A 25,664-nucleotide genomic window follows, 5' to 3' on the forward strand; every position below is an offset into this window, starting at 1 on the left:
CCACTCTCCGTTTTCAGCCCTGATAGAGAGCGTTGTCGATCTCGTCAGCCTTCTGCTTGGCGGGTCGTGAACTGATCCGCGCCCAGTAATCCTCGAAGGATTTGCGTCTTTCGATAGTGCCAAATTGCAGGCCCCAGCCAATCTGCGAACCCGCATAGACATCCACGGCGCTGAACTCGTTTCCGGCAAGGTAGGGCGCTTCCTGTACCGCGAGTTCGAGGACATCGAGGACGGTTTCCATACGGTCATAGCCGACCGTCCGCCTCTGCTCTTCGTTCGGAACGACATTCAGGGTCTTGTTGGTGATCGCGGTCTCGAGGGGACCAGCGGCAAAAAAGAACCAGCGATAATAGGCCGCGCGGCTCTCAGGCGGCGGGGCAAGGCCTGCATTCGGGAAAACGTCTGCCAGATAGGCGCATATGGCGGCGCATTCTGTAATGGTCCGGCCCTTGTGAACGAGGGCAGGCACCTTGCCCATCGGATTGACGGCGAGATAGTCCGGCGACTTTATTTCCTCATAGGGAATGATCTTCGTGTCATACGACTCGCCCACCTCTTCGAGCATCCACCGCACGATGCGCCCGCGAGACATGGGGTTTGTATAGAAAACCAGATCCTTGGCCATCCGGGCCCTCCGCAGTTTCGACACCAGCGCGAAGAACCCTGCCCTCAATGGGGCAGGCTGTCACCTCTTTCCTGAGGATCAGTTTGCGGTGTCGACGTCGTCCAGAAGCCAGTTCGGATCGTCGGAATCCACGTCGCGCATGAAGGTCCAGTATTCTTCGGACTTGCGCGTCATATCGCCGTCGCCAAGCTCCGCTTCGAACCGGACAGTGACCCGGGCCGTGCGGCCCTCAAGGCTTGCATCATCGATCTCGTAATGACGAATCCGCAGCAATTGCGGCGCCTCAACGCCTGTTTTCTCCCGCTGGGTAATCGCTGCGTCCCAGGCTTCCCAGACATCGGTATCGAGCCATGGCTTCAGGGTCTCGCGGTCTCCGCGGGCAAAGGCAGATGCCAGCATCTCATAGGCGCTGCGGGCGCCCTGCTTGAACTCTGCCGGGTGGAAGCTTGGATCAGCCGCGTGGATTGCCTCAAGACCAGCTGCCGCCGGGCCGGTGAAGGCCGGGCGAAGTCCGCCGCGGGATTCTTCGGTGCGACGCTCTTCTGTCTTCGGCGCTGCAGGGGCCTGCGACCGGGTGCGGCCTTCAGGCGGACCGCCATCGCTCCCCAGCGTCGTGTAGAGACGCCAGCCCACGAAAAGTGCGATCGCTGCGAGCAGGACAAGTTCGATAAGCGAAGAGGACATGAAGTCTCCAACCGGTAGGCGTTATTCTAACCCACATATAGGCAAGTTTTCTGCTGTGCCACCCAGTGTTGCGCAAGATGGGGTCGCATGATAGGCGCAAAACCCAGTTTCAGAGAGGATTTCCGAGCAATGACCGACACGCCAGACACCGCTGCACAGCCGCAAGCCATGACCGGCCCGTCAATGCGTGTCCTGAACCAGTATATCAAGGACCTGTCCTTCGAGAATCCCGGTTCGCGCGTGACCGAACAGCCAAATGTCGATCTCGGCATCGATGTGCAGGCAATCCCGCAGAATGCAGAAGAGGGCGTCTACGAGGTCATTCTCAAGCTCAATGCCCGCGCCGGAACGCAGGATACCGCGCTTTTCCTGGTCGAGCTGCAATATGCCGGGCTGTTCCAGGTGCAGGGCGGAACGCCCGCCGACACAGAAGCCATGCTGCTCATCGAAGCGCCGCGCATGCTCTTCCCGTTCGGCCGCCGCATCGTGGCTGACCTCACCCAGGAAGGCGGCTTCCCGGCACTTCGTATCGATCCTGTTGATTTTACGGCGCTTTATCGCCAGCAGCGTCAGCGTAGTTCGCAAGCAGCTGCACAGGCCCCAGCGCCGCAGAGCCCGCCTGCAGGCGGTTCAACCGACCCTCAGGGCTGATAGCGCGACCAGATCGCGCCTTCGCCCAGCGTTTCCATGAAAGCCTGATGTTGCCTCGCCTCGTCCTCTGTGACGAGCGAGCCGAGCGGTGTTGGTCGCTGGCGGGCGGTGCGGAATTTTGCGCCATCGCCATCACCGCTGCCGTCAGAAAAGTCAAAACTGCGGGCGCGGCCGCCCTTGAGCTCGAGATAGACTTCGGCAAGGAGCTGGCTATCGAGCAGAGCGCCGTGCAGCGTGCGGGCCTCTAGCCCGATATTGAAGCGTTTGCACAGCGCGTCGAGCGAAGCAGGCGCGCCCGGATAGCGCTTCTTCGCGATATCCAGCGTATCGACCCACTGCTCGAGCGGTATTTCCGGTCTGCCACAACGGACAAGCTCCGCATTCAGGAAGCCACGGTCAAAGGCTGCATTGTGCGCCACGACAGGCGAATCACCGATAAATTCCAGCAAGGCGTCAACAATTGAAGGGTGCTCGAAAGGTGGCTTGTCGGCCAGCATCTCATCCGTGATGCCGGTAATTTCGATGGTCTTTTCAGAGACTTTCCGGCCAGGGTTGATGCGCTCATGGAAGGTGCGACCCGTCGCGACATGGTTAATGAGCTCCACAGCGCCGACCTCGATGACACGGTCATCGCCAGACCAGTTGAGGCCTGTTGTTTCAGTATCAAAAGCAATCTCGCGGATCTGGTCAGTCATACCTGGTCAGACTCCATGTTGGAAAGCAGGTCTGTGATCGCCCTTACATGGGTTCGCGTGAAGTCGAAACCAAAGGCTGTGGAGATCACGAAGTCCGCGCGGGCCCGTTTTTCAGCGTCTGGCACCTGTTTGGCGAGGATTTTCTCAAAATCGGCTTCGCTCATATCCTCGCGCGCCATGACACGGGCCCGTTGCATGGGCGCCGGAGCCGTGACGACCGCAACATAGTCGCATCTCTTGTCACCGCCGGTTTCGTAGAGAAGCGGAATGTCCAGCACGGCGAAGCGGGCACCGGCATGCATGGCTTCGCGCCGGAAAATCGACTGCGTCTCCCCAACCAGCGGATGAACGATCGATTCCAGGTCCTTCAGCGCGTCTGGATCTTCCAGGACGATATCGCGCAGATGCTGACGGCTGACAGCACCATCAATCACCACGCCGGGAAAGCGCTCGCCCAGGGGTTCCACCGCCAGTCCCCCCTTGGCATAGATGGCGTGGACGGCCGCATCGGCATCGTAAACCGGCACGCCCTCATCGGCGAACATCGCCGCCGTTGCGCTCTTTCCCATGCCGATAGAGCCTGTCAGGCCGAGGATAATCATCCGGTGATTTTGAGTGTTTCGCGGCAGGCTTCAAGAGCAACTTCCACATCGGGCAGGTCACCGCCGAACCAGATGCGAAAGCTCTCTGCGGCCTGACAGACCAGCATGCCGAGACCATCTTCCGCGTTCCAGCCCTGAGACCGGGCATGTTGCAGCTGTGGCGCGGCTGGGACACCATAGCTCAGCTCCAAGAACAGACGCCCATCACCGTCCGGAAGGACGAAATGTTCGCCGCCATGACCCATACTGGTCGAATTGATGACAAAGTCCGCTTTGGCGGCATGCAGCGCAAGGTCGTCTATCGGCCCGAATCGGTGATCGCGCTGGCAGCAGCTGGCAATCACCGATCCGGCCTTCTCAACTGTCCGGTTGAGCACGATGATATCTGCTCCCGCTTCGTCGAGCGCATAGAGCGCCGCGCGCGCTGCGCCACCCGCCCCAAGCAGCAGAACGGTCTTGCCCGCCACGCTTTTCATTCCGACCCGGCTGAGCGCGTCCATTAGGCCCGGCGCATCGGTGTTGAACGCAGACCAGCTTCCGTCAGTCTTGCGTTTCAACGTATTGGCCGCGCCAATTGCCCGAACCGCTGGTGAGGTATCTGTTACACTCGCCAACACCGCCTGCTTGTGCGGAAGCGTAACGTTCAGGCCGATATATTTCTTCCGGGCGAATTCCTCCAGGGCCTCGGCAGCCTCACCCGTCGGCACGCGAATCGATTCATAGGATGCATTGAGCCGCATCCCGTCGATCCACGTCATATGGATCTGGGGCGACAGGGAGTGTCCAACCGGATCTCCAATAACGGCGAGCTTCTTCATCATGCCCTGATGACGCCTCTCACTCGTAAATAGTCAAGCAGGGGCAGGAGGGGCAGGCCGAGTATCGAGAAGTAATCCCCCTCGATCCGGGAGAAGAGCTGTGCCCCGATATCTTCCAGCATGTACGCCCCGACAGTGTTGAGGATTTTCGGCCCTGCCGCGTCAAGATATCCATCGATAAAGGCCTCTGATAGCGGCCGCACTGTCAGCTTTGGTGCCGTCAGGTGTCGCCAGACGGGAACACCGTCTTCTGCAATGACTATTGCGGTTTCAAGCTTATGTACCTTGCCCGAGAATTTGCGGAGGTGATTTGCGGCATCGGCCATGTCGACGGGCTTGTCCATCGCCTCGCCGTCGAGATTCAGCATCTGGTCGCCGCCAATGACGAGGCCCTCATGCCTCTGCGAAACCTTGACCGCCTTCATTTCCGCAAGACGCATGGCCTGGTCTGCCACGCGCATCTTTTCTGCGCGGAATGATACTTTTGCAACATCTTCATCGACGTTAGGTTTGATGCTTCTCGCTTCAACACCTGCGTTTGCGAGCAGCATTCGACGGCTTTCGCTGCCGGATGCGAGGATAATATCAAGATCGCTCATTGTCCGCGTCGCTCGTTCAGCTTGTTGAGGATGGCAGCCGCTGTCTCTTCAACACTGCGGCGAGAGACATCGATCATCGTCCACTTCTTGCGCTGGAATAGTCGGTTTGCATCCGTGACTTCGGCGCGCACCGCTTCCTCATCGGTATAATCGGTTTCGGACGTCTCATTGAGTGCCATGAGACGCTGGCTGCGGATCTGGACGAGACGCTCGACGCCGATCTTGAGGCCAATTACCAGCGGACCAGTCTCCGGGTCGATTTCATCTAGAATGGCAGGGACCGGCACGCCAGGCACCAATGGAATATTCCCAGCCTTCACGCCGCGATTGGCGAGGTAAACGCAGGTCGGCGTCTTTGAAGTTCGGCTGACACCAAGCAGGATGACGTCCGCACTCAGCAGACCCTGCAGATTCTGGCCATCATCATGCGCCAGGGCATAGTTGATGGCTTCGATCCGCTCGAAATATTCGGCGTTCAGGGCATGCTGACCGGCGACACGCTCGGTTGCCGATATGCCAAGATGGCGGCTCAGCAGGTGGATCGAGGCATCAAGCACCGCCAGGACGGGGATCTGGTGCAGGCGGCAGAACTGTTCGAGCTTTATGCGCAGCATCTCATCGGAAATCGTGAACCACACAATGCCGGGCGCGGCCTCGATGTCGCGCATGACGCGCTCCAGCTGGCGTTCGGACCGGACCAGATAGTAGTTGTGCTCAAGCGGGATGACGTTCTCAAATTGCGCTGCCGCCGCCCGCATGACAGCGTTCAGCGTCTCGCCCGTGGAGTCGGATACGAGATGTACGTTAAAATAGATGCTTGGACGCATTCTGTCCCCGGCTGGCTAGACTGCTGCGGAAACTGCAGTGTCTTGGCGAAATCGACAACCCCTGTGGAGAGATTGTGGACAATCGGGTTTGTCCTCATTCATGCACTCGAAATCCACATCCCGCAGATTCCCTCAGCCCAGAATCCCTGTCTGTTCCAGCCGGTGAAGCGAGACATATGGTTAATAGAAAATTAACCACGATTCCAAAGTCCTAACGAAGTGTTAAAATTGGCGTGTTCTGGGGATTGGCTGTGGAAATGCTGGTGACAACTCGCCATGAGACGGTTTGTCCACCATATCCTGCGCCTAGTAATGATAAGAGCTCATTCGATGAATGATTCAAAAGGGGGCCTGATGGCCAGCGAAGCGCAAAAACCTCTTCTCTCTGTGCTGTCTGGCAAACGTCAGGACCCTGTCCCCATCTGGATGATGAGACAGGCCGGGCGTCACCTTCCTGAATATCTTGAGCTGCGGTCGCGGGCGAAGGACTTCCTGGATTTCTGCTACACGCCATCGCTGGCAACCGAAGCGACACTTCAGCCCATCCAGCGATATGACATGGACGGGGCGATCCTTTTTGCGGACATCCTTCTCATCCTGGACGCGCTTGGCCAGACAGTGCGGTTCGAAAAAGGGGTTGGGCCGATTGTTCAGACGGTCGAGGCCGGGCAGCGGTTGAATACCGTGCCTCCACAGAAGGCAGCTGAGCGCCTGTCCCCCGTCTATGAAACAGTCTCGCGGGTGTCCTCGCGACTTGATCCATCAAAGACGCTGATCGGATTCGCCGGCGCACCCTGGACGGTCGCCCTTTATGCAATTGAGGGGCGCGGCGGCACGGACAAATCCACGGCGCGTATTTGGGCACATCAATACCCTGCAGAGCTGGACCTTCTGCTGGATGACATTGTCGAAGCGACGGCACTTTACATGCAGGCGCAAGTCGAAGCCGGCGCAAATGCGCTGATGATGTTTGAGTCGTGGGCCGAGGGTCTGCCAAACGACGTGTTTGAGCAGATCGTCATCCTGCCCAATCGTAAACTTGTGTCCCGTCTGAATGAACTTGGCGTCGATGTTCCGATCATCGGGTTTCCACGCGGGGCTGCTGCAATGCTTCCGGCTTATGCGCGGGAGACTGGGGTAAACGCTGTCGGGCTGGACACTTCGGTAGTTCCGGCTTTCGTCAATCGTGAGATTCCGATGCAGTTCCCGGTGCAGGGGCATCTAGATCCGCTGCTTCTGCTCGCGGGCGGGATCGCGATGGAGCGCCGCGTCGAAGAATTGCTCGAGAGTTATCGAGATCGGCCGCACATCTTCAACCTCGGTCACGGTGTGCTACCTCAGACGCCCATTCCGCATGTCGAGAAAGTCGTCCAGACTGTCCGCAACTGGAAGCGCTAGTTAATCCCTATATGGAAGACCTGCCCAATGCTGTACCTCTGGATCAAGGCTTTGCACCTCATCTTTGTCGTCGCCTTCATGGCAGGCATGCTGGTCTATCCGCGCTACAAGCTCCACCAGCTGTCTTCGTCTCCAGGCGATGAGCTGTTCGAGACGATGAAATCGGCGTCGAAAAAGCTGAAGATGATCATCCTCAATCCATCGATCATTCTGGTATGGATCTTCGGCGTCACGATGATGGTGATGAACACTGCGCTTCTGCAGAATGGCTGGTTTCACGTGAAACTCCTGGCCGTCCTGATCCTGACGGGCCTTCACGGATATTTCGTGATGCTCGGGCGCAAGATTGATGCGGGACAGGATGTGTCGTCAAAGCAGCTGAAAATGATGAATGAGGTTCCGTTCCTGCTTTTTATCATCGCAGCCGTAATGGTGATTGTTCGCCCATTCTGATCTGTCGGGCCGGTCTTGACGACGACCGGAATTTCAGCGCATAAGCCGTCAACCGGTCAGCCCGTTCCAGGGTTGGCACAAACTCCCTCTTCCTGCGTTCCGCTCCTAGTCAGCCGAAGCACATTCAATCTGAGTTTACATGTCCGATACACTCGCGCCCGAAGCCGATACCCCGAGCCAGGTCTACCTGCGTGATCTGAAAGCCATGAGCCCGACTGAGCTCCTAGCTTATGCCGAAAGCCTTGAAGTCGAGAATGCGTCTTCGCTCCGCACCCAGGACATTCTGTTCGCTGTTCTGCGCGAACTTGCAGACCGAGACATTACGATCATCGGCCGTGGTGTTCTGGAAGTCCTGACTGACGGCTTTGGTTTCCTGCGTTCGCCAGAATCCAATTACCTGCCGGGCCCGGACGATATTTACGTCAATCCGAAACTGCTGAAGCAGGCTGGCCTGAAAACTGGCGACACGGTGGAAGGCCCTATCAAGGAGCCAGGTGAAGGCGAGCGCTATTTCGCGCTGATGAGTGTGAACTCGATCAATTTCGAGGAGCCAGAGAAAGCCCGCCAGAAAGTCCACTTTGACAATCTGGTGCCGCTATACCCGGAAGAGCGGCTCCACATGGAGAGCCAGGATCCGACGAAGAAGGATCGATCCGGCCGCGTCATCGACATTGTCGCCCCAATCGGCAAGGGTCAGCGCGCCCTGATCGTTGCACCGCCGCGTACTGGTAAGACCGTCCTACTGCAGAACATCGCTGCGTCCATCGAGGAAAATCACCCCGAATGCTATCTCATCGTCCTGCTGATTGATGAGCGCCCGGAAGAAGTTACCGACATGAAACGTTCGGTGAAGGGCGAAGTTATTTCCTCGACCTTTGACGAGCCGGCAACGCGCCACGTGGCTGTTGCCGAAATGGTCATCGAAAAAGCCAAGCGCCTTGCCGAACATGGCCGCGATGTCGTCATCCTGCTCGACTCGATCACGCGCCTTGGCCGCGCCTACAATACGACTGTGCCGAGTTCGGGCAAAGTCCTGACCGGCGGTGTCGATGCAAATGCGCTCCAACGTCCGAAACGCTTTTTCGGCGCCGCGCGGAACATTGAAGGCGGCGGTTCGCTGACCATTATCGCGACCGCATTGATCGATACCGGCTCGCGCATGGATGAAGTCATCTTCGAAGAATTCAAGGGCACCGGTAACTCCGAAGTCGTGCTGGATCGCAAGATTGCCGACAAGCGGACCTTCCCGGCCATCGACATCATGAAGTCCGGCACGCGGAAAGAAGAACTTATCACGCCGAAGGAACAGCTGCAGAAGATCTATATCCTCCGCCGAATTCTCAACCCGATGGGCACTTCGGATGCAATTGACTTCCTGCTCGACAAGCTTCGTCAGACGAAAACGAATGACGAATTCTTCGAGGCGATGAAGAACTAGGCGATGGCAGACGCGCGCGACACGATCTGCGCGCTCGCTTCCGGGCCGCCGCCATCTGCCATTGCGATTGTCAGGATCAGTGGGCCAAGGGTCCGCGAGATCTGCGCATCGGTGTTCGAAGCCGGATTGCCGGCGCCGCGTCGTTCCGTGTTCGGCCGGTTCGTCGATGTTTCCCGTGAAACAATTGACGAAGGCCTCGGCATCTTCATGCCTGGCCCAAAATCCTATACTGGCGAAGATACGGCAGAGCTTTATCTCCACGGCGGGTCGGCCGTTATCGATCATGCGCTCGATGCGATCTGTGAATTCCCAGATACCCGTCTTGCCGAACCTGGAGAGTTCACGCGTCGCGCTTTTGAAAATGGCCGGGTCGATCTCGTCGAGGCCGAAGGAATTGCCGACCTCATCGATGCCGAAACGCGCGCGCAGAAATCGCTCGCCCTGAACCAGCTCGATGGGGCGCTTTCCGCCCAATATGCCAAGTGGCGCGAGAAGCTTGTCGAGGCACTGGCCCTTCTCGAAGTCAGCATCGACTTTCCCGATGAGGAAGATGCGCCGGATGAAACCACGTCACCCGTGACGAACGTATTGGACTCAATTCGGCACGCGTTCATCGAAGCCTTGCAGGATGACGAGGTCGGTGAACGTATCCGCGAAGGGTTCCGGATTGCGATTGTCGGTCCGCCCAATGCGGGAAAGTCATCGCTTCTCAACAGGCTGGCCCGGCGCGAGGCGGCGATCGTGTCCGATATTCCCGGGACGACACGTGATGTCGTCGAAGTCCGTTTGAAGATTGGAGGCCAGATTGTCTGGATTGCCGATACGGCCGGGCTTCGTGAAGCCGGTGATGCCATTGAGGCGGAAGGCATTCGGCGGGCGCGGGAACGCGCCGAAGCTGCTGATCTCAGGATCCATCTTCGGGCTGCTGATGAAAACGTCGACTTTTCAGAAGCGGGAGCTGGCGACCTCAATGTCGTCAACAAGTCCGACCGCAAGGCGTATCCGGCAGAGGAGGGAGTCTTCATCCTCTCGACACTGACGGGTGACGGACTTGCCGATCTTGAATCGGCCATTGCGGACATCGTCTCGGCAAAGGCAAACCGGACCATCGCGCCGCTCATCACCCGAAAGCGGCACAGGCTGAGTTTGCAGACATCCCTGTTTCACGTAGAACAGGCGCTTGATCTTCTTGGACGCGGCGGCGGGGCCGAACTCGTGGCTGAAGATGTCCGCCTCGCGGCTCGGCAACTCTCGTCCCTGGTTGGCGAAATTGGTGTCGAGGAAGTTCTCGGCGCGGTGTTCTCTTCCTTCTGTATCGGCAAATGACTCCGGCCCCTGTGTTTCACGGGAAACATGATGTATAGCGGCGGCCTCACAGGACAGTTTCGAGGACGTGACGCAAATGCCGACTGCATTTGATTTTGATGTTATTGTTGTGGGCGGCGGCCATGCCGGATGTGAGGCCGCGGCCGCAGCGGCACGCGCGGGTGCGAACACCGCACTGATCACCCACAAGCTTTCTACGATTGGTGAAATGTCCTGCAATCCGGCCATTGGCGGACTCGGCAAGGGACATCTGGTTCGAGAAATCGACGCCCTCGATGGGTTGATGGCCCGCATGGCGGACAAGTCCGGCATCCAGTTCCGTATGCTCAATCGCTCGAAAGGACCAGCGGTCTGGGGACCACGCGCCCAGATTGATCGCAAACTCTACCGCGAAGCCATGCAGGCGAAATTAGCCGATTATGACAACCTCACCCTGATTGAGGATGGCGTGGAAGACCTGATCGTTATCGACGGTCATACCGCAGGTGTCATTGGGCAGACCGGGTCACACTATTCCTCGCGAGCTGTTGTCATTACGACAGGTACCTTCCTGAAAGGGGTCATACACCGAGGGGCGGAGCGAATCGAAGCGGGCCGCGTCGGCGAGGCGCCGGCAATCGGATTGTCTGACCGGTTATACGCGCTGGGATTACCGATGGGCCGCCTGAAAACCGGAACGCCCGCTCGACTCGACGGCACGACAATCGCCTGGGACAAGCTGGAGCAACAACCGGCCGATGAGACGCCGATACCGTTCTCTTTCGCGAATTCCAGCATCTCCGTCCCGCAGCTTTCATGTGGCATCACCTATACGAATGAGGCGACCCACGCGATCATCGCCGAGAACATCAATCAGTCCGCTGTTTACTCAGGTGCGATTGCAGGGCGCGGCCCGCGCTACTGCCCGTCCATCGAGGACAAGGTTCACCGTTTTGCAGACAAGACGAGACATCAGATCTTCCTTGAGCCGGAGGGGCTCGACGATGATACGGTCTATCCAAACGGAATTTCGACATCGCTTCCGGCCAACGTCCAGGAAGCCTTCATCCGCACGATTGAGGGCCTGGAGAATGTCCGCATTCTCCAGCCGGGCTATGCGATTGAATATGATTATGTCGATCCGCGCGCTCTGACTTATGGCCTCGAAGTGAAGGCGATGCCGGGATTGTTCCTCGCGGGGCAGATCAATGGAACAACCGGATATGAGGAGGCAGGCGCCCAGGGTCTCGTCGCCGGACTGAACGCGGCGCGCAAGGTGAAAGGTCTTGAAGCTGCAAAGTTTGACCGGGCTGAAGCCTATATTGGTGTCCTGATCGATGATCTTGTGACGCATGGCGTGACTGAGCCGTATCGCATGTTCACCTCGCGCGCCGAATATCGACTTGCACTGCGGGCCGACAATGCCGATCAGAGACTGACACCGAGGGGTATTGATCTCGGGATTGTTGGAGCACAGCGCGTCGAAATGTTTCACGTGAAACACCAAAGTCTCGAAACCGGACGAAACCTGCTTCAATCGATAATGATGACGCCGAACGAAGCGGCCAAGATCGGCTGGAAGGTCAATCAGGATGGACAGAAGCGTTCGGCTTGGGAATTCCTGGCGTATCCCGATATCGACATGGAGCAGGTGAGGGCGGCCTTCGGTGGTCTCTCCGAGATCGACGATGTAACCGCAAGCCAGCTCGCCATCGAGGCAACCTATGCCGGATATATCGAGCGGCAGCAGGCGGATGTCGAAGCGCTCCGCCGGGATGAAGCGCTTGAAATTCCGCCGGATATGGACTTTGCCCGCATTGGCGGCCTCTCAAATGAGGTCCGTTCAAAGCTTGAAGCTGTTTGTCCTTCCACGATCGGTCAGGCCTCAAGGATTGAGGGTGTGACTCCGGGGGCCCTGATCGCACTCCTCTCACATGTCAAACGGCGTAAGCTCGGCAAGGTTGCGGGTTAGGGTGTGATCGAATCGGATGCGAAAAGTGCGCTAAGCGAACTCAATGTTTCACGTGAAACATTGGAGCTCCTCGAAGGTTTTATTGAGCTGCTTAATGGGTGGCGGCAGAAAATTAACCTCGTCGGGCCGCGGGAAATGGACCAGATCTGGGCGCGCCACGTCCTCGATTCGGCCCAGCTGATCCCGATGGTGGGGCAGGGCGCGTCAATAATTGACCTCGGTTCCGGTGCCGGATTTCCCGGCCTGGTGCTGGGTTGCCACGCCAAAACCACGGGCGGATCGGTGACACTCGTCGAGTCGGTCGGCAAGAAGTGCGCATTTCTGCTGGATGTGACCGGAAAACTTCAGCTGCCGGTCCGCGTCGAGAACCGGAGAGTCGAGGCTCTTGCGGCGCAAACTGTCGATTTTGTTACGGCGCGAGCCTTCGCACCTCTCCCCAGACTCCTCGACTATGCAGAGCCTTGGCTCAGCACCGGCGCAACCGGGCTGTTTTTCAAGGGGGAACGCTGGCGTGAAGAATTGACGGAGGCGCAAGAATGCTGGAATCTCTCCTATGAGGCGATTCCGAGTCGGACAAGTGAGACCGGGATCATATTGAAGATCAAGGGGGCCCAACGTGTCTGACTCCTCTACGCGTATTCTTGCTATCGCCAATCAGAAGGGCGGTGTCGGCAAGACGACCACGTCAATCAATCTTGGAACGGCCTTGGCCGCTGTCGGCCGGCGGGTCCTGGTTGTGGACTTTGATGCGCAGGGCAATGCGTCAACCGGGCTTGGCATTATGCGCGCCGACAGACGGCTGACGAGCTATGATATTGTTGTCGACGGCGTGCCTCTGGAGGATGCTGTTCGCACGACGCTCGTTCCTCGACTGGAAATCGTTCCGGGCGATGAAAACCTTTCCGGGGTTGAGACCGAGCTGGCCGACGATACCCGCCGTTCTTACAGATTGCGCAATTCGATCCGGGACTATGTGAGCCGTATGGCCCATGATCCCGAGAAACGGTACGACTTCATTCTGATCGACTGCCCGCCATCGCTTTCATCTCTCACAATCAATGCGATGACGGCCGCCGATGCACTGCTTGTTCCGTTGCAATGTGAGTTTCTCGCGCTTGAAGGCCTTAGCCAGCTGCTTCGCACCGTCGAAGTCGTCCGCTCGGGGCTCAACCCGCAGCTCGATATACAGGGCGTTGTCCTCACCATGTATGACAAGCGCAACAATCTTTCCGACCAGGTCGCCGACGAGGTGCGCGCTGTTCTTGGAAACAAGGTCTATCGGACGGTCATTCCGCGGAATGTCCGCCTCTCCGAAGCACCGAGCTTCGGCAAGCCGGCCCTGCTTTACGATTATCGCTGCCCGGGTAGCGAAGCGTATATCCGCCTCGCTTCGGAAATGCTTCAGCGCGAACGGGCAAGGCAGGCGGCATAATGACAGCAGACCCGAAACCAAAACCAAGCCGGCTCGGGCGTGGGCTGTCGGCCCTGATCGGTGAAGTCGAGGGCGTTGGTGGTTATGAGGATGCGCCGGAGAGTGCGCCTCGCGCCGACGCATCGACGATTGCGATCAAGGATATCCGCGCCAATCCGCAGCAGCCGCGCCGCCATTTCGCGGAGGCTGAACTTGCGGAACTCGCTGAATCGATCAAAGCGAAAGGCGTTCTTCAGGCCATCCTGGTTCGGCCGGATCCGAAGGATGCCGGCAAATACCAGATTGTAGCTGGTGAACGACGCTGGCGCGCGGCCAAACAGGCCGGGCTGACAGAGATTCCGGCCACCATTCGCAACATGGATGAGCTGGAGCTGCTCGAGATCGGAATCATCGAGAACGTCCAGCGGACCGATCTCAACCCGATCGAAGAGGCTGAAGCTTATGGCGCGTTGATGAAGCGCTTCGGTCGGACCCAGGAAGGCCTGGCTGAAAGCGTCGGCAAAAGCCGGGCTCATATAGCCAATACGCTTCGACTGTTAAACCTGTCCGAAACGGCGCGTGGGCATTTGCGGGAAGGGCGCATCTCTGCCGGTCATGCGCGGGCCGCGCTCGGCGCGCCGGACCCGGATGCAGTCGTGGCCATGGCGGTGACCAAAGGGCTTAGCGTTCGCGAGGTCGAAAAGCTCGTCAAGAATGCGAAGGATGAAGGGTCGATTGAGGCGGTGGCCAAGCGGGTTGCCGCCAATGAAAAGGATGTCGACACCGAAGCGCTGGAAGCCGACTTGTCGCGGACACTCGGCCTTGATGTCGATATTCGCCACAAGGCGAATGGCGGCGAATTACGCATTAAATACAGTGACTTGGAACAGCTCGACGATCTATGCCGCCGGCTTACGGCGAAGCGCTCATCCTAGAGCGCTGCGACGCTGATTTCACGACATTCAGCAGGAAAATGCGAATCGCGGCCTCGGCGGCCGGGCCCTCGGTCTTTGCCTTGAGTTCCAGGTCGTGGATGGCCGCAAGCAGGCGGGTCAGGGACGGTGCTGACCATTTGTCGAGACGGGACCGGAATGCCGGCCACTCATTCTGCCACACCGGCGGTCGGAGCTTGCGACCGATATCGCCGCCTGTGCCAAGCAGCCCGCGCGCCTCGAGCAGCCGCCTCGCTTCCATCTCGAAGATTCTAAGGATGCTGATTGCGGATGTGCCGATTTCAGCAATGCGATCATATTCGGCGAGACAGGCCGCGCCGTTCCCATCGAGTGCGAACTGCACCATGTCGCGCACGCTATTGTCGGCATCGGTCTGGCAAAGGCGGCGCACATCCGCAATTGAAACGGGCCGGCCGAGCCCGCGTCCATAAAGAGCGAGCTTGTCAGCTTCCTGGTTTGCAAGGCCTCTATGGCCGGGCAGCAAGGCGACGAAATCCTTCAGGGCATCGTCTTCGATGTCGACATCAAGTTCGCCGAGCTTCGCCCGTACCATGTCCTGCAGGGATTGCGCGGTGTCTGCAAACACGTGGATGGCAGCTGCGGTGGAAGCGGCCTCGATGCCGGCGCGAAGCTTGGAGCGCTTGTTCAGTCCGCTGCATTGTATGATCAGCCGGTTGGCGAAAGCCTGCTGGCGCTTGTCGGCTTCCTCAACCAAGCCAAGAATCGGTTTCGCAATCTTTTCGCCTGACGTCCTGATGCGGACAATGTTCAGTTCGCCCAGAAGGGAAGCGATTTCGACATTGTCAGCAAGCAGATGAGGCTCGCGGCGAATGTCATCATCATCGAGGGTGACGGTCTTGCTATTTGTTGTTTTTGCCCAGCCGGCGATGATCTGGTCTGCCGTGTCGGCGACGACGCCATCGTCGTCTCCAAAGACCAGCACACACCAGGTCTTGTCGTCAGGCTTGCGTGCGAATGACGCGACCTGCCCGCCCTTCAGGATCATTTAAGGTTCTGGACCTGAATTCTCAGATCATCCGCAATCTGACGGGCGAGCTCGCTCATCGCGCGTGTGGATACATCGATCTGGGCCGAGACGTCGGTGTACGGTGTCGCCGTTGCCGCATACGGAACTTCGACGCTTACGCTGCCCGAAACCGCTCCGTCTGGCGTGTCCAGGACATAGTCGCCAGTGGCACCAAGGAAAGACCGTGAGACGCCGCCATCCGGCAACAGTGCGGCGCGAACGAGACGCTCATCAAGTGTGACGGTAAGCCTTGCAGATTTGTCTAGACCAGGCAGGCCAACCGCAAGTTCCTCCATCAGATTCCGGCGCAGCGTGTATCCAGACCGACCCGGAATTTCTGCAATGGTGATGTTCTGTCCATCGACGACGCCGTTGAAACCAGCATCACCATAGAGCGGGCGAAAACCACAGGCCGAAAGCGCGGCGAGTGCCAGGGAGATGCAAACAAGACGTATCATGCTGCTACGATATTCACGATCCGGCCCGGAACAACAATGACTTTCTTGATATCCTTGCCGGCGATGAAATTCTTCACCTCCTCGCTGGCGAGGGCAAGTTGCTCAATGTCGGCGGGGGCGGCCGTCTTCTCGACTTCAATTTCGCCGCGACGTTTGCCATTGACCTGGATTGGCAGGGTTACAGTGTCCTCGACCATGATCGAAGCATCGGATTCTGGCCAGGCGGCGTTGGAAACAAAGCCATCGAGACCAAGCGCCGACCAGCATTCTTCGGCAAGATGTGGCATGAAGGGCGTGAGACAGATGGCAAGACGGCGCGCGCTCTCGCGGATATTGGCGTCGGACTCGGCTGCGTCGGTTTCAGCCTTCTTGATCGTGTTGACCCAGTCATGGCAGGCCGCAATGGCGGCATTGAACCGGAACTCGCGGATCGCCTTGTCCACCGCAGCCGATGCGCGGTGCGAATATTTGATCAGCGGTGTGACGGTGATCTCCGCGCCATCAGCCGGATTCGCTGAAAGCCGGTCAAAAATGGCCCAGACGCGCTGCACAAAGCGGCCAGCCCCTTCAACGCCGGCCTGCGTCCACTCGACATCGCGTTCAGGCGGGCTGTCAGACAGCACGAACCAGCGGGCTGTATCGGCGCCATATGTCGCGATGATGGCGTCTGGATCGACGACATTCTTTTTCGACTTGGACATTTTCTCGATTGCGCCAACGGAGACTGGCTCCTGGGAGGCTTTCGTGACCCAGGCACCATCTCGCTGTTCGATCTGCGATGGCTCGATCCATTTGCCGTCCGGGGTCTTGTAGGTTTCGTGCGTGACCATGCCTTGCGTGAACAGGCCTGCGAAGGGTTCGCCAGATGGCAGGTTGAGTTCGCCGACATCGCGAAGGGCCCGCGCAAAGAAGCGGGAATAGAGCAAATGAAGAACGGCATGCTCGACACCGCCGACATATTGGTCGACAGGCAGCCAGTAGGCGCGCTCTTCCGGGTCTGTCGGGCTCGCAAAGCGCGCATAATACCAGGAAGAATCGACGAAAGTGTCGAGCGTATCGGTCTCGCGAACGGCCGCTTTGCCGCACTGAGGGCAGTTCACATGCTTCCAGTCTGGATGGTGAGCCAGCGGATTGCCGGGCTTGTCGAAGCTGACATCTTCAGGAAGTTTCACTGGAAGGTCAGCGTCAGGAACCGGGACAGGGCCGCAGTCTTCGCAATGAATGATCGGGATAGGGCAGCCCCAGTAGCGCTGGCGCGACACGCCCCAGTCTCGAAGGCGGTAATTGACCGTACCCTTGCCGAGGCCAAGCGATTCGATCCTGGCAATGGCTGCACCAATCGCTTCGTCCGTCTTCATTCCATTGAGGAAATCGGAATTATAGATCGTTCCGGGACCAACATAGGCCGTATCGGTGACTTCATGGTCTTCCTCGCGCGTGTCGGGCGGTAGCACGACCGGCTGGACCGGCAGGTCATATTTACGGGCAAAGTCGAGGTCGCGCTGGTCGCCGGCGGGTGAGCCGAAGACAGCGCCGGTGCCATAGGTCGACAGGACGAAATTGGCTGACCAGACGGGAATTTCCCAGTCAGGATCAAACGGGTGGCGCACACGAATGCCGAGATCGATGCCGAGCTTCGGCGCTTTCTCGATGGCTTCTTCCGACGTGCCGATCTTGGCGGCTTCATCGGCAAAGGCTTTGACGGCCGGGTCTGATTCGGCAAAGTGGCGCGTGATCGGATGGTCCGGTGCAAGCGCGATGAAGCTTGCGCCATAGAGGGTGTCTGGCCGGGTCGTGTAGACTTCGATGCCCTTGCCGAATTCTTCCGGAACCTCGCCGGCAAATGGCCAGGCGATCAATGCGCCTTCTGAGCGCCCGATCCAGTTTTCCTGCATGATGCGGACTTTCTCCGGCCAGTTCTCAAGCGTCCGGATGCCTTCGATCAGGTCATCTGCATAATGCGTGATCTTGAAGAACCACTGCGTCAGCTCGCGCTGTTCGACGGGAGCGCCCGTGCGCCAGCCCTTGCCGTCGATGACCTGTTCATTGGCAAGAACCGTATTGTCGACCGGGTCCCAGTTCACCTTGCTGGCCTTGCGATAGGCGAGGCCGGCCTTGAGCAGTTTCAGGAACAGGCGTTGCTGTTCGCCGTAATAATCCTCGTCGCAGGTTGCAAATTCCCGGCTCCAGTCGAGCGTCAGACCAAGTTTCTCGAACTGGGCGCGCATGGCGTCGATATTCTTGTAGGTCCACGTTGCCGGGTGGACATTGTTCTCGATGGCCGCATTCTCAGCTGGCAGGCCGAACGCATCCCAGCCCATTGGGTGGAGGACATTGTAGCCATGCGCGCGGCGGTGGCGGGCAACGACGTCTCCCATCGCATAGTTGCGCACATGGCCCATGTGCAAACGCCCTGAGGGGTAGGGAAACATTTCAAGGACAAAAGCCTTGGGAGCATCGCCAGCTTCCGATGGCGATTTTGCTTTGTAGATGCCGGCGTCCGCCCAGGCCTTGCGCCAGCGGGCTTCCGCGTCCTGCGGATTATAGCGAGACGACACTCGTCCCTCCTGAAAAAACTCGATTCGATTGGGTCTGGTTTAGCTGAGTTCAGACGATTTTAGCACGCGCGCGCGCGTCAGGATCGCATTTTCTAGCTGCATCCCCGTTTCGGGATCGACCGCGGCGTCGGTCCAGACGCCATCCCGCTGAACCTGGCGGAAGACGGCAACCTTCACGCCGTCGGCGCGCAAACGCGAGTCGAGGATGTAGACTGTCGCCTTGACGCGTTCGCCTTCCGCGCTCGGATAGGATTTCCAGTCATAATTGATGATGCCGCCCACAGGGTCGGAGCTGACGAGGGGCAGTGATTGCAGCGTGTCCAGGCTGGCCCGCCACAGATAGGGGTTCACCCCGCCGCGGAAGTCTTCAACCACATCGATCTCGCGATCATTGCTACCGCCGAAGATGCAGCCACTCAGCATGATGGGTGCAGCGAGTGCAGCGATAATCTGAATTGAAGCCTTCATAATCACAATCCTGTGCGCAATATCATCTTTATAGATTGGCCTGTATATCATCTGCGACCGGCCCGACCAGTGCCGTTCTGCGTAACATTCGGCAAGTTGCCTTTGAGGAGTTTCCCTTGTCCAGACTGTTTACCCTGCTCGCGACGAGCGTGCCGCTGTCTGCCTTGCCCGCGCTCGCGCAATCCTCGCCGCTGGAATACGAATCCTCGCTGGAGGCAGTGACGGTTGTTTCGCTGGGCCATGATACGGACAGGGTTACCGACACTGAAGAGATCCTGTACGAGATTTCACTCGATAACCGCATCGAAAAAGTGCTCTCGAATGGTCTGCAGGTCAGTGGTCGGCTGACCTTGAGGGGACAGCGCGATCATCCGCTGCGGCCAGGGTTTGCAGGGAACTTCGGCGACGCTGCAGGACCGGTCGGTGCTTATTCGGGGCTTTCGGGTAATGCTGCCGGCGACCAGACTGGAGCGCGGGGATCGCTTGAGGCCGCCTATCTTGAACTTGATGGCGGTTATGGCGAAGTTCGCATCGGCCGCGACCGCGGCGTCGCCTCCCGTTTTCATGAAGGCGCTCCCTCAGCACTTAGCCACGCCCGGATCGATAGCCCCTATCTCGACCCGAACGGCCTGAAGATTATTCGCACCAGTCATGACCTGACGGGTCCATCTGCCAAGATCAGCTATGCGACGCCGAGAATCCTTGGCCTTCGCGCGGCCGCCTCCTACACGCCGGATGCTGATGCGCGCGGCCTCGACAGAGACGTCAGCGGCCTGAACGGCCAGCCGGACCTCGAAAACGCCTTCGAACTTGCCGCAAACCTTTCACGACGCCTGCGCTCACCGGATGTGCGGATTGACGCGTCGCTCGGCTGGTCGACCGCTGAAGTCGGCTCTTTGATCGGTGCGCCAAGAGGGTCGGTCGACACATGGTCTGCCGGAACCCAGCTGGAGTTTCCGCTGCTGACGCTTGGTGGTTCCTGGATGTCATCCGATAATGGGTTCCAGGGCGGCGATTATACTGCCTGGGAGATCGGTGCAGGCTTCGACTGGGCAGAGACCGAATTTTCCCTGAACTATGGCGAGGCCGAGGACGATCTCGCAGTCCTGTCCTCGGAGGCGATCAGCCTTGCGGCGGCGCGAGACCTGACAGACTCCCTGCGCCTTGCTGTCGCCTATCAGGATGAGGCCCTCATGACTGCCTCAGGGAACCGCACCGGTGCTGGATTTGTTGTAGAAATCACACTTTCGTCCGATTTTTTGGCGATAACGACAAATTAAGCTTCTATTAAGCGGTTCGCCTGCTTAATTAGCCAGCAGGGAGACCTTATGCGCTTTGGTGTAACAACTCTTGTGGCAATCGCGGTGTGCTCAGCCCTTCCGGCTGTGGCGCAGACGCAGCCTTTGGAGCTGGCACCGCCAACAGTTTCCGAGACGGACAAGGCTGAGCCGGACTGGTATCGCCAGTTTACGCTGAGCTCGCCATCGGACGAAGCGCCGATCTGGCAGTCCCATCCCAGCAAGGAAGTGAAGCTTGCCTTCGTCAAAGGCGACAAGTGGCAGCTGAGCGTTGACCTGACCTCGCGGCCTGACGATTCGCCGCTTGCGAAGGAAGAAATGCGCGCAGGCGCAGAATTCCGCATCACGCCCCGCATCAGCGTTGGCGGTTCGCTCTCTGTCGGGTCGAACAGTTTCGATGAGACGCTTGCGCAATTTGAAGGCGAAGAAATCGAGACCGGCATCCGTCTGCGGTCTGCATTCAAGTTCTAGTCTTGCGCCTCCGGCACCAGTTCCTGAAAACCTGATACCGACGCGAAGCCGCCAAACCGGCTGACGCGCTCTGCATTGCTATGGTCGATGCCGCCAAGACCATAGACCGGCAGGCCCGCCCTCGCAGAGATCCGGGCGAATCGCGCCAGGCCGAGCGGGCGTCCCGCGCTCGCACTCGCGGACGCGAACACCGTTGAGACGATTGCTGCATCCATTTTTTGGAGTAAGGCCAATCTCAATTCTGATGGGTTATGAGCACTCATTGTGTTCAACGCAAAATCGCGCGCCTGCTGGTGGGCCGCCCGGGCCAGTCTTGCGGGCCAGTGTACGCCGTCGGCGTCTAGCGCTCGTGCAAGGCGCGGGTCTGCGCCAATCAGGCATATGCGGTCTTCTCGCCGGCACTGTTCGACCAAGTGACCTGCGCGCCTGATTTCCGTCTCCTTGCCAAAATGACGGATGATGACGCCGATGCCTGGTGGAAGCGAAGCGATGACCTTCGCCGGATCTGGAATGCGTGCAGGATCTGTCAGGAATAAACCAGCCGGCAAACAGGACGGCAGGTGGTGGCTCGCCAGCCGGGCGGCATTTCGAAACTTGCGTGCAGGGCTGGCAACATGCTTCATCGCGCCATGACTAACACCGCACTGACCCACCAGATAGCCGCGCAGCGCGAAATTATCCTGAAAGCGATCCGCGCGAACAGCGATCATGACGTCGACCTTATCGCTGTTTCAAAACGCCAGCCGGATGAGCGATTGCAGGCTGCGCTCGATTGCGGTCACAGGGTTTTTGGCGAGAACCGCGTTCAGGAAGCCCAGGCACATTGGGGCCATCGGCGGGACATCGACGGCCTCAGGCTTCACCTGATCGGGCCGCTGCAGAGCAACAAGTCCGAGGATGCTGTCGCCCTGTTCGATGTGATCCAGACTGTGGATCGCCCCAAGATCGTGAGGACGCTTGCCGAAGCGGCTGAAAAGCTCGGCCGCCACCCTGACCTCTTCATTCAGGTCAATACCGGCGAAGAAGATCAGAAATCAGGCGTGTCACCGGGCGAAACCGACAGGCTGGTTGAGCTGGTGCGCGAAACCTATCCAGGGCGTCTGCTCGGGCTGATGTGTATCCCGCCCGTTGAGGAGCCGGCAGGGCCGCACTTTGCCCTGCTGTCGAAACTTGCCGGCGAGAACGGCCTGAACGCGCTCTCCATGGGGATGAGTGCGGATTACGAACTTGCTTGCCAATATGGCGCGACGCATGTCCGGGTCGGCAGTGCCTTTTTCGGCGAGCGCGACAGCTAAGCCGATATTTCCAGCACGCTTCCCGGCCCACACTTTTCGAGAACTGCCTTCAGATCATCGATGGCAAGGGCGATACAGCCCTCCGTGTCGGCATAGTCGGGCTTGGCAACATGCATGAAAATGGCGCTGCCCTTGCCCGCAATGACCGGGTCCTGATTGTGGCTGAGTTCGACAATGATATCGTAGACGTGATCATCGCGCCACAAGGTCTCATGTCTGGCAGGATAGGCCGTCGTGACCGGCCGATTATAGAGCGGGTCCATGGCGGCATCGCACCATCCGTCTTGTAGACGCAGGGGTACGGTCGGCAGGCCGGTTTTAGGCCGATCAACCCGGTCTGGGCGCCAGAACACACGTTTCATCATCCATCGCCCGATGGGTGAACCCCCGTCGCCCTCGGCTTTATCGGCCTGCGGGACCATGCCCCCCTTGCCGATGGCGCAATCAAACCGGACGCCCTGCCCACTCAGCTTTCTGTCGGGCGTTGCCATGAAATGAGCTGTCACAGCCCTGCTCCCAAAATTGTGATAGACAGGTTATTGCAAACACAGGTGAAGATTTCCGGCAACGCTCCTAAGTGGTGCCGCACGCCTGATTGGAGATCGAAATGATTAGCCAGAAAACAATCCTCCTTGTGGACGATGATGAAGAGCTGCGCGGTGCGCTCGCAGAGCAGTTTGATCTGCATGATGGCTTTGAAACAAGGCAGGCTTCAGGCGGAATCGATGCATTGAGGCTCGCCGAGGCTGAGCGGCTCGATCTCGTTCTCCTCGACATCGACATGCCGGACATGGATGGCCGGGAAACCTGCAAGCAGATGCGGGCGCGCGGCGTGAGGGCGCCGATCATCATGCTGACGGGCCAGGACACAGATGCCGATACAATTCTCGGGCTGGAATCAGGCGCCAATGACTATGTCACAAAGCCGTTCCGATTCTCCGTGCTGCTGGCGCGGGTCCGCGCCCATCTGCGCAGCTTTGAGCAAAGCGAAGACGCGACCTTCATGCTGGGCCCCTATGAATTTCACCCGGCCATGAAGCTTCTGGTTCGCGAGGATGAACGCAAGATCCGCCTTACGGAGAAAGAGACGAATATCCTGAAATATCTCTACCGGGCGGGCGGAAAGTCCGTGCCGCGCGACGAGCTCTTGTCGGAAGTGTGGGGCTACAATGCCGCCGTGACGACGCACACGCTTGAAACCCACGTCTATCGTCTGCGCCAGAAGATCGAGCCCGACCCGTCAAATGCCCGCCTGCTGCTGACGGAAACCGGCGGATACAGGCTTCAGCCCAACTAGGCGCGCTTGAAGCTGCTACTGATTGGGGCGTGGTCAGAAGGCTTCCAGCCGCCTCGCCAACCAAGGTGAATGCTGTAGCTGTCGAGCTCTGCCAGTCCCATCGCGGAATCATTGGCCCAGATATGGTCGAGCCGGCGGCCGCGATTGGATGCGGCCCAGTCCTTCGCCCTGTATGACCACCAGGTATAGAGCTTCTGGTCATCCTTGTGGCGTTCGCGCGCAATATCGAAAAACCCGCCATCTGTGCGCGCCTTTTCCAGGGCCTCTGTCTCGACAGGGGTGTGGGAAACGATCTTCAGAAGCTGCTTGTGGGACCAGACATCGTTCTCATGCGGGGCGACATTGAGGTCACCGACAAGGATGCGCGGCGACGGGTCAGCCTTGATTGTCTGGAAATCGCGCGACATGCAGGCGAGGAAGTCGAGCTTGTGGGCGAACTTGTCATTCGTCTCCGGGTCGGGCTCATCCCCGCCGGCCGGCAGGTAGATATTGTGGATCTCAAAGCCTTCGATCTTCGCCGTCTGGACGCGGGCATGCCCTTCGCGGCAGAGAAGCGGGGCATCGCCAGCCTCAATCGGATGTTTTGAGACGATCGCGACGCCATGATGGCCGCCCGATTGCCCCAGCACCTGGAAGTGTCCGTAGCCGAGCTCCTTGAACGGCTTTTCGGGAAATTCCGCCGTCTGGCACTTGATCTCCTGCAGGCACAGCACATCGGGCGCTTCCTGCCTCAGGAAGGCCTGTACATTCGGCGCGCGAAGGCGGATCGAATTGATGTTCCAGCTGGTGATCTTGAATGGGGACTTTGACATTCGATGGCCTTAGCCGCGCCGACCTGAGGGGTCAACGCGGCCAGACATGATGTCGATGCCGGATCGACGGCCGCCTATTCGGTGGCCAGCGGTTCGAATTTCAGTTTCGAAACCTGAAGGGTAACCTTGCCGATCTTGTCCGTGTCGGCCTGGATTTTCACCGGCATGACAGCGCCGTTCGGCAGGGGTGCCATCCACATGCGCAGGGGGCCATCGATGCCAGACAGTGTGTCCTTGTTGGCCTCGCCCTTCTTGTAGCCGGCCACCTTGTCCATGGTGACGTGGCACTCATAAGCTTCGCCGCGATAGGCGTCGGTCTTGACGTTTTTCAAGCCGGCATTCTCGAAGAGGAGCCAGGTGAGCTGGCGACCATCGAAGATTTTCATTGGCGGTCCGCAGGGGTCGGAGCCGGCCTGACGCGGAATGAACGCATGTCCGATGAAAGCGGTGAGCGGGTCGGACGCGTCAAGCTTCTGGGGCGGCGTTGCCGCCGGATCGCCAAGATTGCCGAAAGCGGGCGTGGCGGTCATGGCAACGTCGGTCGCGCCATAGGTCATCTCGACCCGGCGGTTCTTCTTGCCGTCATGGTTCTGCGAGACATAGGCATAGGGCTGCAGATGGTCGTCACGGACATAGCCGCTTGAGGCGAGGTCCATGTCATAATTGACCAGGATGTCGGCAAGTCCCGTCGTCTTCACCTTGCCCTTGATGGAGTAGGTGTCCGGCTTCAGTTCGGTGCGGAAGTTTGCCTTGCCGGTAATCGGAATGAACAGCGCCCAGGCAGACGCCTTGACCTCATAGGTCAGTTTCATCGGCTCGCCAGCCTTGATGCTGGCCAGCGGCGTGTCAGGTCTTGCAGCCGTATCGGCGACGGAGACACCAGCGGCGGTCAGGGCCAGGAGGCTGGTGGCTGCAATTAGCTTTTTCATGGTTCAATGTCCTTATGGTGAGCCATAGTCCAGAGCGCTTGTATCTTTGCCTTGTAGAATGGAGGCTGAACAGCCCTGCCCTTGCATTGCCATGATTAAATCACGGTTATGCCTCTGTGGAATTCGGCTGTGCCGGGCGGTTGACGTTATGGTGCTGTGCGCGTATGAGCGCCGCTTCGGATTTACTTGAAACACTTAGAAGATGCGAGCGCCCCATGGCACGCGAATGCGAACTCTCTGGCGTCAAGCCAATCGTCGGCCACAAAGTGAGCCACTCGAACGTGAAAACCAAGCGCCGGTTCCTTCCGAACCTGGTGAATGTCACGCTGCGGTCTGAAGCCCTCGGCCAGGCCTTCTCCATGCGGATTGCCGCGAAAACGCTGCGCACCGTAGACAAGCATGGCGGCCTCGACGGCTACCTCGCCAAAGCGAAAGACGAGAAGCTTTCTGCAAAAGCGCTCAAGATCAAGCGCGACATTGAAAAGCAGGCCGCTGAAGCAAGCGCCTAGGCTTTCGAAAGCAAGACAGACTGGAAAATGCGCTCCGCCGGAGCGCATTTTTTTTGCCTTGGGCTGAGATGCACCTAGAACAGATCAATCGTTTCGAACCGGAAGACCAAT

At 58.7% G+C, this 25,664-nt stretch carries 29 protein-coding genes; 14 read left to right on the forward strand and 15 right to left on the reverse strand.

Features of this window, described 5'->3' with window-relative positions; all coding sequences use genetic code 11:
• Nucleotides 1-13: 13 nt before the first annotated feature.
• Together B8746_RS05190 and B8746_RS05195 are read right to left on the reverse strand one after the other, a co-directional pair.
• Nucleotides 14-625: a glutathione S-transferase family protein gene (locus tag B8746_RS05190; protein WP_084392160.1), complete on the reverse strand. Its 612-nt coding sequence runs from the start codon at nt 623-625 to the stop codon at nt 14-16.
• Between the two features lie 78 nt (nt 626-703).
• Complete coding sequence (locus B8746_RS05195; protein WP_084392161.1) at nt 704-1,309, reverse strand: Tim44/TimA family putative adaptor protein; 606 nt, start codon at nt 1,307-1,309, stop codon at nt 704-706.
• 129 nt (nt 1,310-1,438) lie between these two features.
• On the opposite strand from B8746_RS05195, the gene secB reads away from it, so the two are divergent.
• On the forward strand, nt 1,439-1,960 hold the full coding sequence (gene secB / locus B8746_RS05200) for a protein-export chaperone SecB (protein ID WP_084392162.1): 522 nt from the start codon (nt 1,439-1,441) through the stop codon (nt 1,958-1,960).
• On the opposite strand, the gene dnaQ is transcribed toward secB, so the two are convergent.
• From dnaQ to B8746_RS05225, 5 genes are read right to left on the reverse strand one after another with little or no spacing between them, the layout of a single operon-like run.
• Nucleotides 1,951-2,655 (reverse strand): DNA polymerase III subunit epsilon, encoded by a 705-nt coding sequence (gene dnaQ, locus B8746_RS05205; protein WP_188657437.1) that lies wholly within the window; start codon nt 2,653-2,655, stop codon nt 1,951-1,953. The two genes, secB and dnaQ, sit on opposite strands and share 10 nt — an antisense overlap.
• On the reverse strand, nt 2,652-3,257 hold the full coding sequence (gene coaE, locus B8746_RS05210; RefSeq protein WP_084392163.1) for a dephospho-CoA kinase: 606 nt from the start codon (nt 3,255-3,257) through the stop codon (nt 2,652-2,654). The genes dnaQ and coaE overlap by 4 nt, the downstream gene beginning before the upstream one ends.
• Nucleotides 3,254-4,078: a shikimate dehydrogenase family protein gene (locus tag B8746_RS05215; RefSeq protein WP_084392164.1), complete on the reverse strand. Its 825-nt coding sequence runs from the start codon at nt 4,076-4,078 to the stop codon at nt 3,254-3,256. Before B8746_RS05215 ends, coaE begins: the two co-directional genes overlap by 4 nt.
• Nucleotides 4,075-4,674 carry a Maf family protein gene (locus tag B8746_RS05220; RefSeq protein WP_084392165.1) on the reverse strand — a complete coding sequence of 200 codons (600 nt, stop codon included), beginning with the start codon at nt 4,672-4,674 and terminating at the stop codon, nt 4,075-4,077. The genes B8746_RS05215 and B8746_RS05220 overlap by 4 nt, the downstream gene beginning before the upstream one ends.
• On the reverse strand, nt 4,671-5,501 hold the full coding sequence (locus B8746_RS05225) for a pyruvate, water dikinase regulatory protein (RefSeq protein ID WP_084392166.1): 831 nt from the start codon (nt 5,499-5,501) through the stop codon (nt 4,671-4,673). The genes B8746_RS05220 and B8746_RS05225 overlap by 4 nt, the downstream gene beginning before the upstream one ends.
• Before the next feature lie 330 nt (nt 5,502-5,831).
• On the opposite strand from B8746_RS05225, the gene hemE reads away from it, so the two are divergent.
• The 8 genes from hemE to B8746_RS05265 all read left to right on the forward strand — a co-directional run bounded on the left by hemE (nt 5,832) and on the right by B8746_RS05265 (nt 14,413).
• A complete protein-coding gene (gene hemE / locus B8746_RS05230) occupies nt 5,832-6,899 on the forward strand; it encodes a uroporphyrinogen decarboxylase (RefSeq protein WP_233123935.1) in 1,068 nt (355 codons plus the stop codon).
• A 27-nt stretch (nt 6,900-6,926) separates the two neighbouring features.
• Nucleotides 6,927-7,352, forward strand: a complete 426-nt coding sequence (locus B8746_RS05235; protein ID WP_084392168.1) for a CopD family protein — start codon at nt 6,927-6,929, stop codon at nt 7,350-7,352.
• Nucleotides 7,353-7,491: 139 nt separating this feature from the next.
• Nucleotides 7,492-8,790, forward strand: coding sequence for a transcription termination factor Rho (gene rho, locus B8746_RS05240; RefSeq protein WP_084392169.1), 1,299 nt, complete (start codon nt 7,492-7,494; stop codon nt 8,788-8,790).
• A gap of 3 nt (nt 8,791-8,793) precedes the next feature.
• On the forward strand, nt 8,794-10,116 hold the full coding sequence (gene mnmE / locus B8746_RS05245) for a tRNA uridine-5-carboxymethylaminomethyl(34) synthesis GTPase MnmE (protein ID WP_084392170.1): 1,323 nt from the start codon (nt 8,794-8,796) through the stop codon (nt 10,114-10,116).
• 76 nt (nt 10,117-10,192) lie between these two features.
• A complete protein-coding gene (gene mnmG, locus B8746_RS05250; protein ID WP_084392171.1) occupies nt 10,193-12,067 on the forward strand; it encodes a tRNA uridine-5-carboxymethylaminomethyl(34) synthesis enzyme MnmG in 1,875 nt (624 codons plus the stop codon).
• 3 nt (nt 12,068-12,070) lie between these two features.
• Nucleotides 12,071-12,691, forward strand: a complete 621-nt coding sequence (rsmG, locus tag B8746_RS05255) for a 16S rRNA (guanine(527)-N(7))-methyltransferase RsmG (RefSeq protein WP_188657435.1) — start codon at nt 12,071-12,073, stop codon at nt 12,689-12,691.
• Nucleotides 12,684-13,499 (forward strand): ParA family protein, encoded by an 816-nt coding sequence (locus B8746_RS05260; RefSeq protein ID WP_084392172.1) that lies wholly within the window; start codon nt 12,684-12,686, stop codon nt 13,497-13,499. Before rsmG ends, B8746_RS05260 begins: the two co-directional genes overlap by 8 nt.
• A complete protein-coding gene (locus tag B8746_RS05265; RefSeq protein ID WP_084392173.1) occupies nt 13,499-14,413 on the forward strand; it encodes a ParB/RepB/Spo0J family partition protein in 915 nt (304 codons plus the stop codon). The genes B8746_RS05260 and B8746_RS05265 overlap by 1 nt, the downstream gene beginning before the upstream one ends.
• Here B8746_RS05265 and holA read toward each other — a convergent pair.
• The 4 genes from holA to B8746_RS05285 are packed head-to-tail and all read right to left on the reverse strand — an operon-like array spanning nt 14,391 to nt 18,942.
• A complete protein-coding gene (gene holA / locus B8746_RS05270; protein ID WP_084392174.1) occupies nt 14,391-15,437 on the reverse strand; it encodes a DNA polymerase III subunit delta in 1,047 nt (348 codons plus the stop codon). The genes B8746_RS05265 and holA overlap by 23 nt on opposite strands.
• Complete coding sequence (locus B8746_RS05275; RefSeq protein ID WP_084392175.1) at nt 15,434-15,916, reverse strand: hypothetical protein; 483 nt, start codon at nt 15,914-15,916, stop codon at nt 15,434-15,436. The genes holA and B8746_RS05275 overlap by 4 nt, the downstream gene beginning before the upstream one ends.
• The gene (leuS, locus tag B8746_RS05280; RefSeq protein ID WP_084392176.1) at nt 15,913-18,474 is read right to left on the reverse strand and encodes a leucine--tRNA ligase; all 2,562 of its coding nucleotides are present in this window, start codon (nt 18,472-18,474) and stop codon (nt 15,913-15,915) included. Before leuS ends, B8746_RS05275 begins: the two co-directional genes overlap by 4 nt.
• Nucleotides 18,475-18,513: 39 nt before the next feature.
• Nucleotides 18,514-18,942 (reverse strand): DUF3576 domain-containing protein, encoded by a 429-nt coding sequence (locus B8746_RS05285; RefSeq protein WP_233123937.1) that lies wholly within the window; start codon nt 18,940-18,942, stop codon nt 18,514-18,516.
• 116 nt (nt 18,943-19,058) lie between these two features.
• Here B8746_RS05285 and B8746_RS05290 point away from each other — a divergent pair, with 116 nt between their 5' ends.
• Together B8746_RS05290 and B8746_RS05295 are read left to right on the forward strand one after the other, a co-directional pair.
• Entirely contained in the window at nt 19,059-20,222 is a 1,164-nt protein-coding gene (locus B8746_RS05290) for a porin (protein WP_158084538.1), read from the forward strand.
• 48 nt (nt 20,223-20,270) lie between these two features.
• A complete protein-coding gene (locus tag B8746_RS05295; RefSeq protein WP_084392179.1) occupies nt 20,271-20,711 on the forward strand; it encodes an NtrZ family periplasmic regulatory protein in 441 nt (146 codons plus the stop codon).
• Here B8746_RS05295 and B8746_RS05300 read toward each other — a convergent pair.
• Nucleotides 20,708-21,421 (reverse strand): thiamine phosphate synthase, encoded by a 714-nt coding sequence (locus B8746_RS05300; RefSeq protein ID WP_084393129.1) that lies wholly within the window; start codon nt 21,419-21,421, stop codon nt 20,708-20,710. The two genes, B8746_RS05295 and B8746_RS05300, sit on opposite strands and share 4 nt — an antisense overlap.
• Between B8746_RS05300 and B8746_RS05305 the strand changes: the two genes are divergently transcribed.
• Nucleotides 21,341-22,006: a YggS family pyridoxal phosphate-dependent enzyme gene (locus B8746_RS05305; RefSeq protein WP_084393130.1), complete on the forward strand. Its 666-nt coding sequence runs from the start codon at nt 21,341-21,343 to the stop codon at nt 22,004-22,006. The two genes, B8746_RS05300 and B8746_RS05305, sit on opposite strands and share 81 nt — an antisense overlap.
• Here the strand turns inward: B8746_RS05305 and B8746_RS05310 are convergent.
• Nucleotides 22,003-22,512, reverse strand: coding sequence for a L,D-transpeptidase family protein (locus tag B8746_RS05310; protein ID WP_233123940.1), 510 nt, complete (start codon nt 22,510-22,512; stop codon nt 22,003-22,005). The two genes, B8746_RS05305 and B8746_RS05310, sit on opposite strands and share 4 nt — an antisense overlap.
• A 101-nt stretch (nt 22,513-22,613) precedes the next feature.
• On the opposite strand from B8746_RS05310, the gene B8746_RS05315 reads away from it, so the two are divergent.
• On the forward strand, nt 22,614-23,303 hold the full coding sequence (locus B8746_RS05315; protein ID WP_084392181.1) for a response regulator transcription factor: 690 nt from the start codon (nt 22,614-22,616) through the stop codon (nt 23,301-23,303).
• On the opposite strand, the gene B8746_RS05320 is transcribed toward B8746_RS05315, so the two are convergent.
• Both B8746_RS05320 and B8746_RS05325 read right to left on the reverse strand, forming a co-directional pair.
• Complete coding sequence (locus B8746_RS05320) at nt 23,300-24,115, reverse strand: exodeoxyribonuclease III (RefSeq protein ID WP_084392183.1); 816 nt, start codon at nt 24,113-24,115, stop codon at nt 23,300-23,302. The genes B8746_RS05315 and B8746_RS05320 overlap by 4 nt on opposite strands.
• 74 nt (nt 24,116-24,189) lie before the next feature.
• Nucleotides 24,190-25,044: a DUF3108 domain-containing protein gene (locus tag B8746_RS05325; RefSeq protein ID WP_084392186.1), complete on the reverse strand. Its 855-nt coding sequence runs from the start codon at nt 25,042-25,044 to the stop codon at nt 24,190-24,192.
• Nucleotides 25,045-25,259: 215 nt separating this feature from the next.
• Here B8746_RS05325 and rpmB point away from each other — a divergent pair, with 215 nt between their 5' ends.
• Nucleotides 25,260-25,553, forward strand: coding sequence for a 50S ribosomal protein L28 (gene rpmB, locus B8746_RS05330; RefSeq protein ID WP_084392189.1), 294 nt, complete (start codon nt 25,260-25,262; stop codon nt 25,551-25,553).
• Nucleotides 25,554-25,664 lie beyond the last annotated feature (111 nt).

The organism is Henriciella pelagia (assembly GCF_002088945.1).
GTDB classification, from domain to species: Bacteria; Pseudomonadota; Alphaproteobacteria; order Caulobacterales; family Hyphomonadaceae; genus Henriciella; species Henriciella pelagia.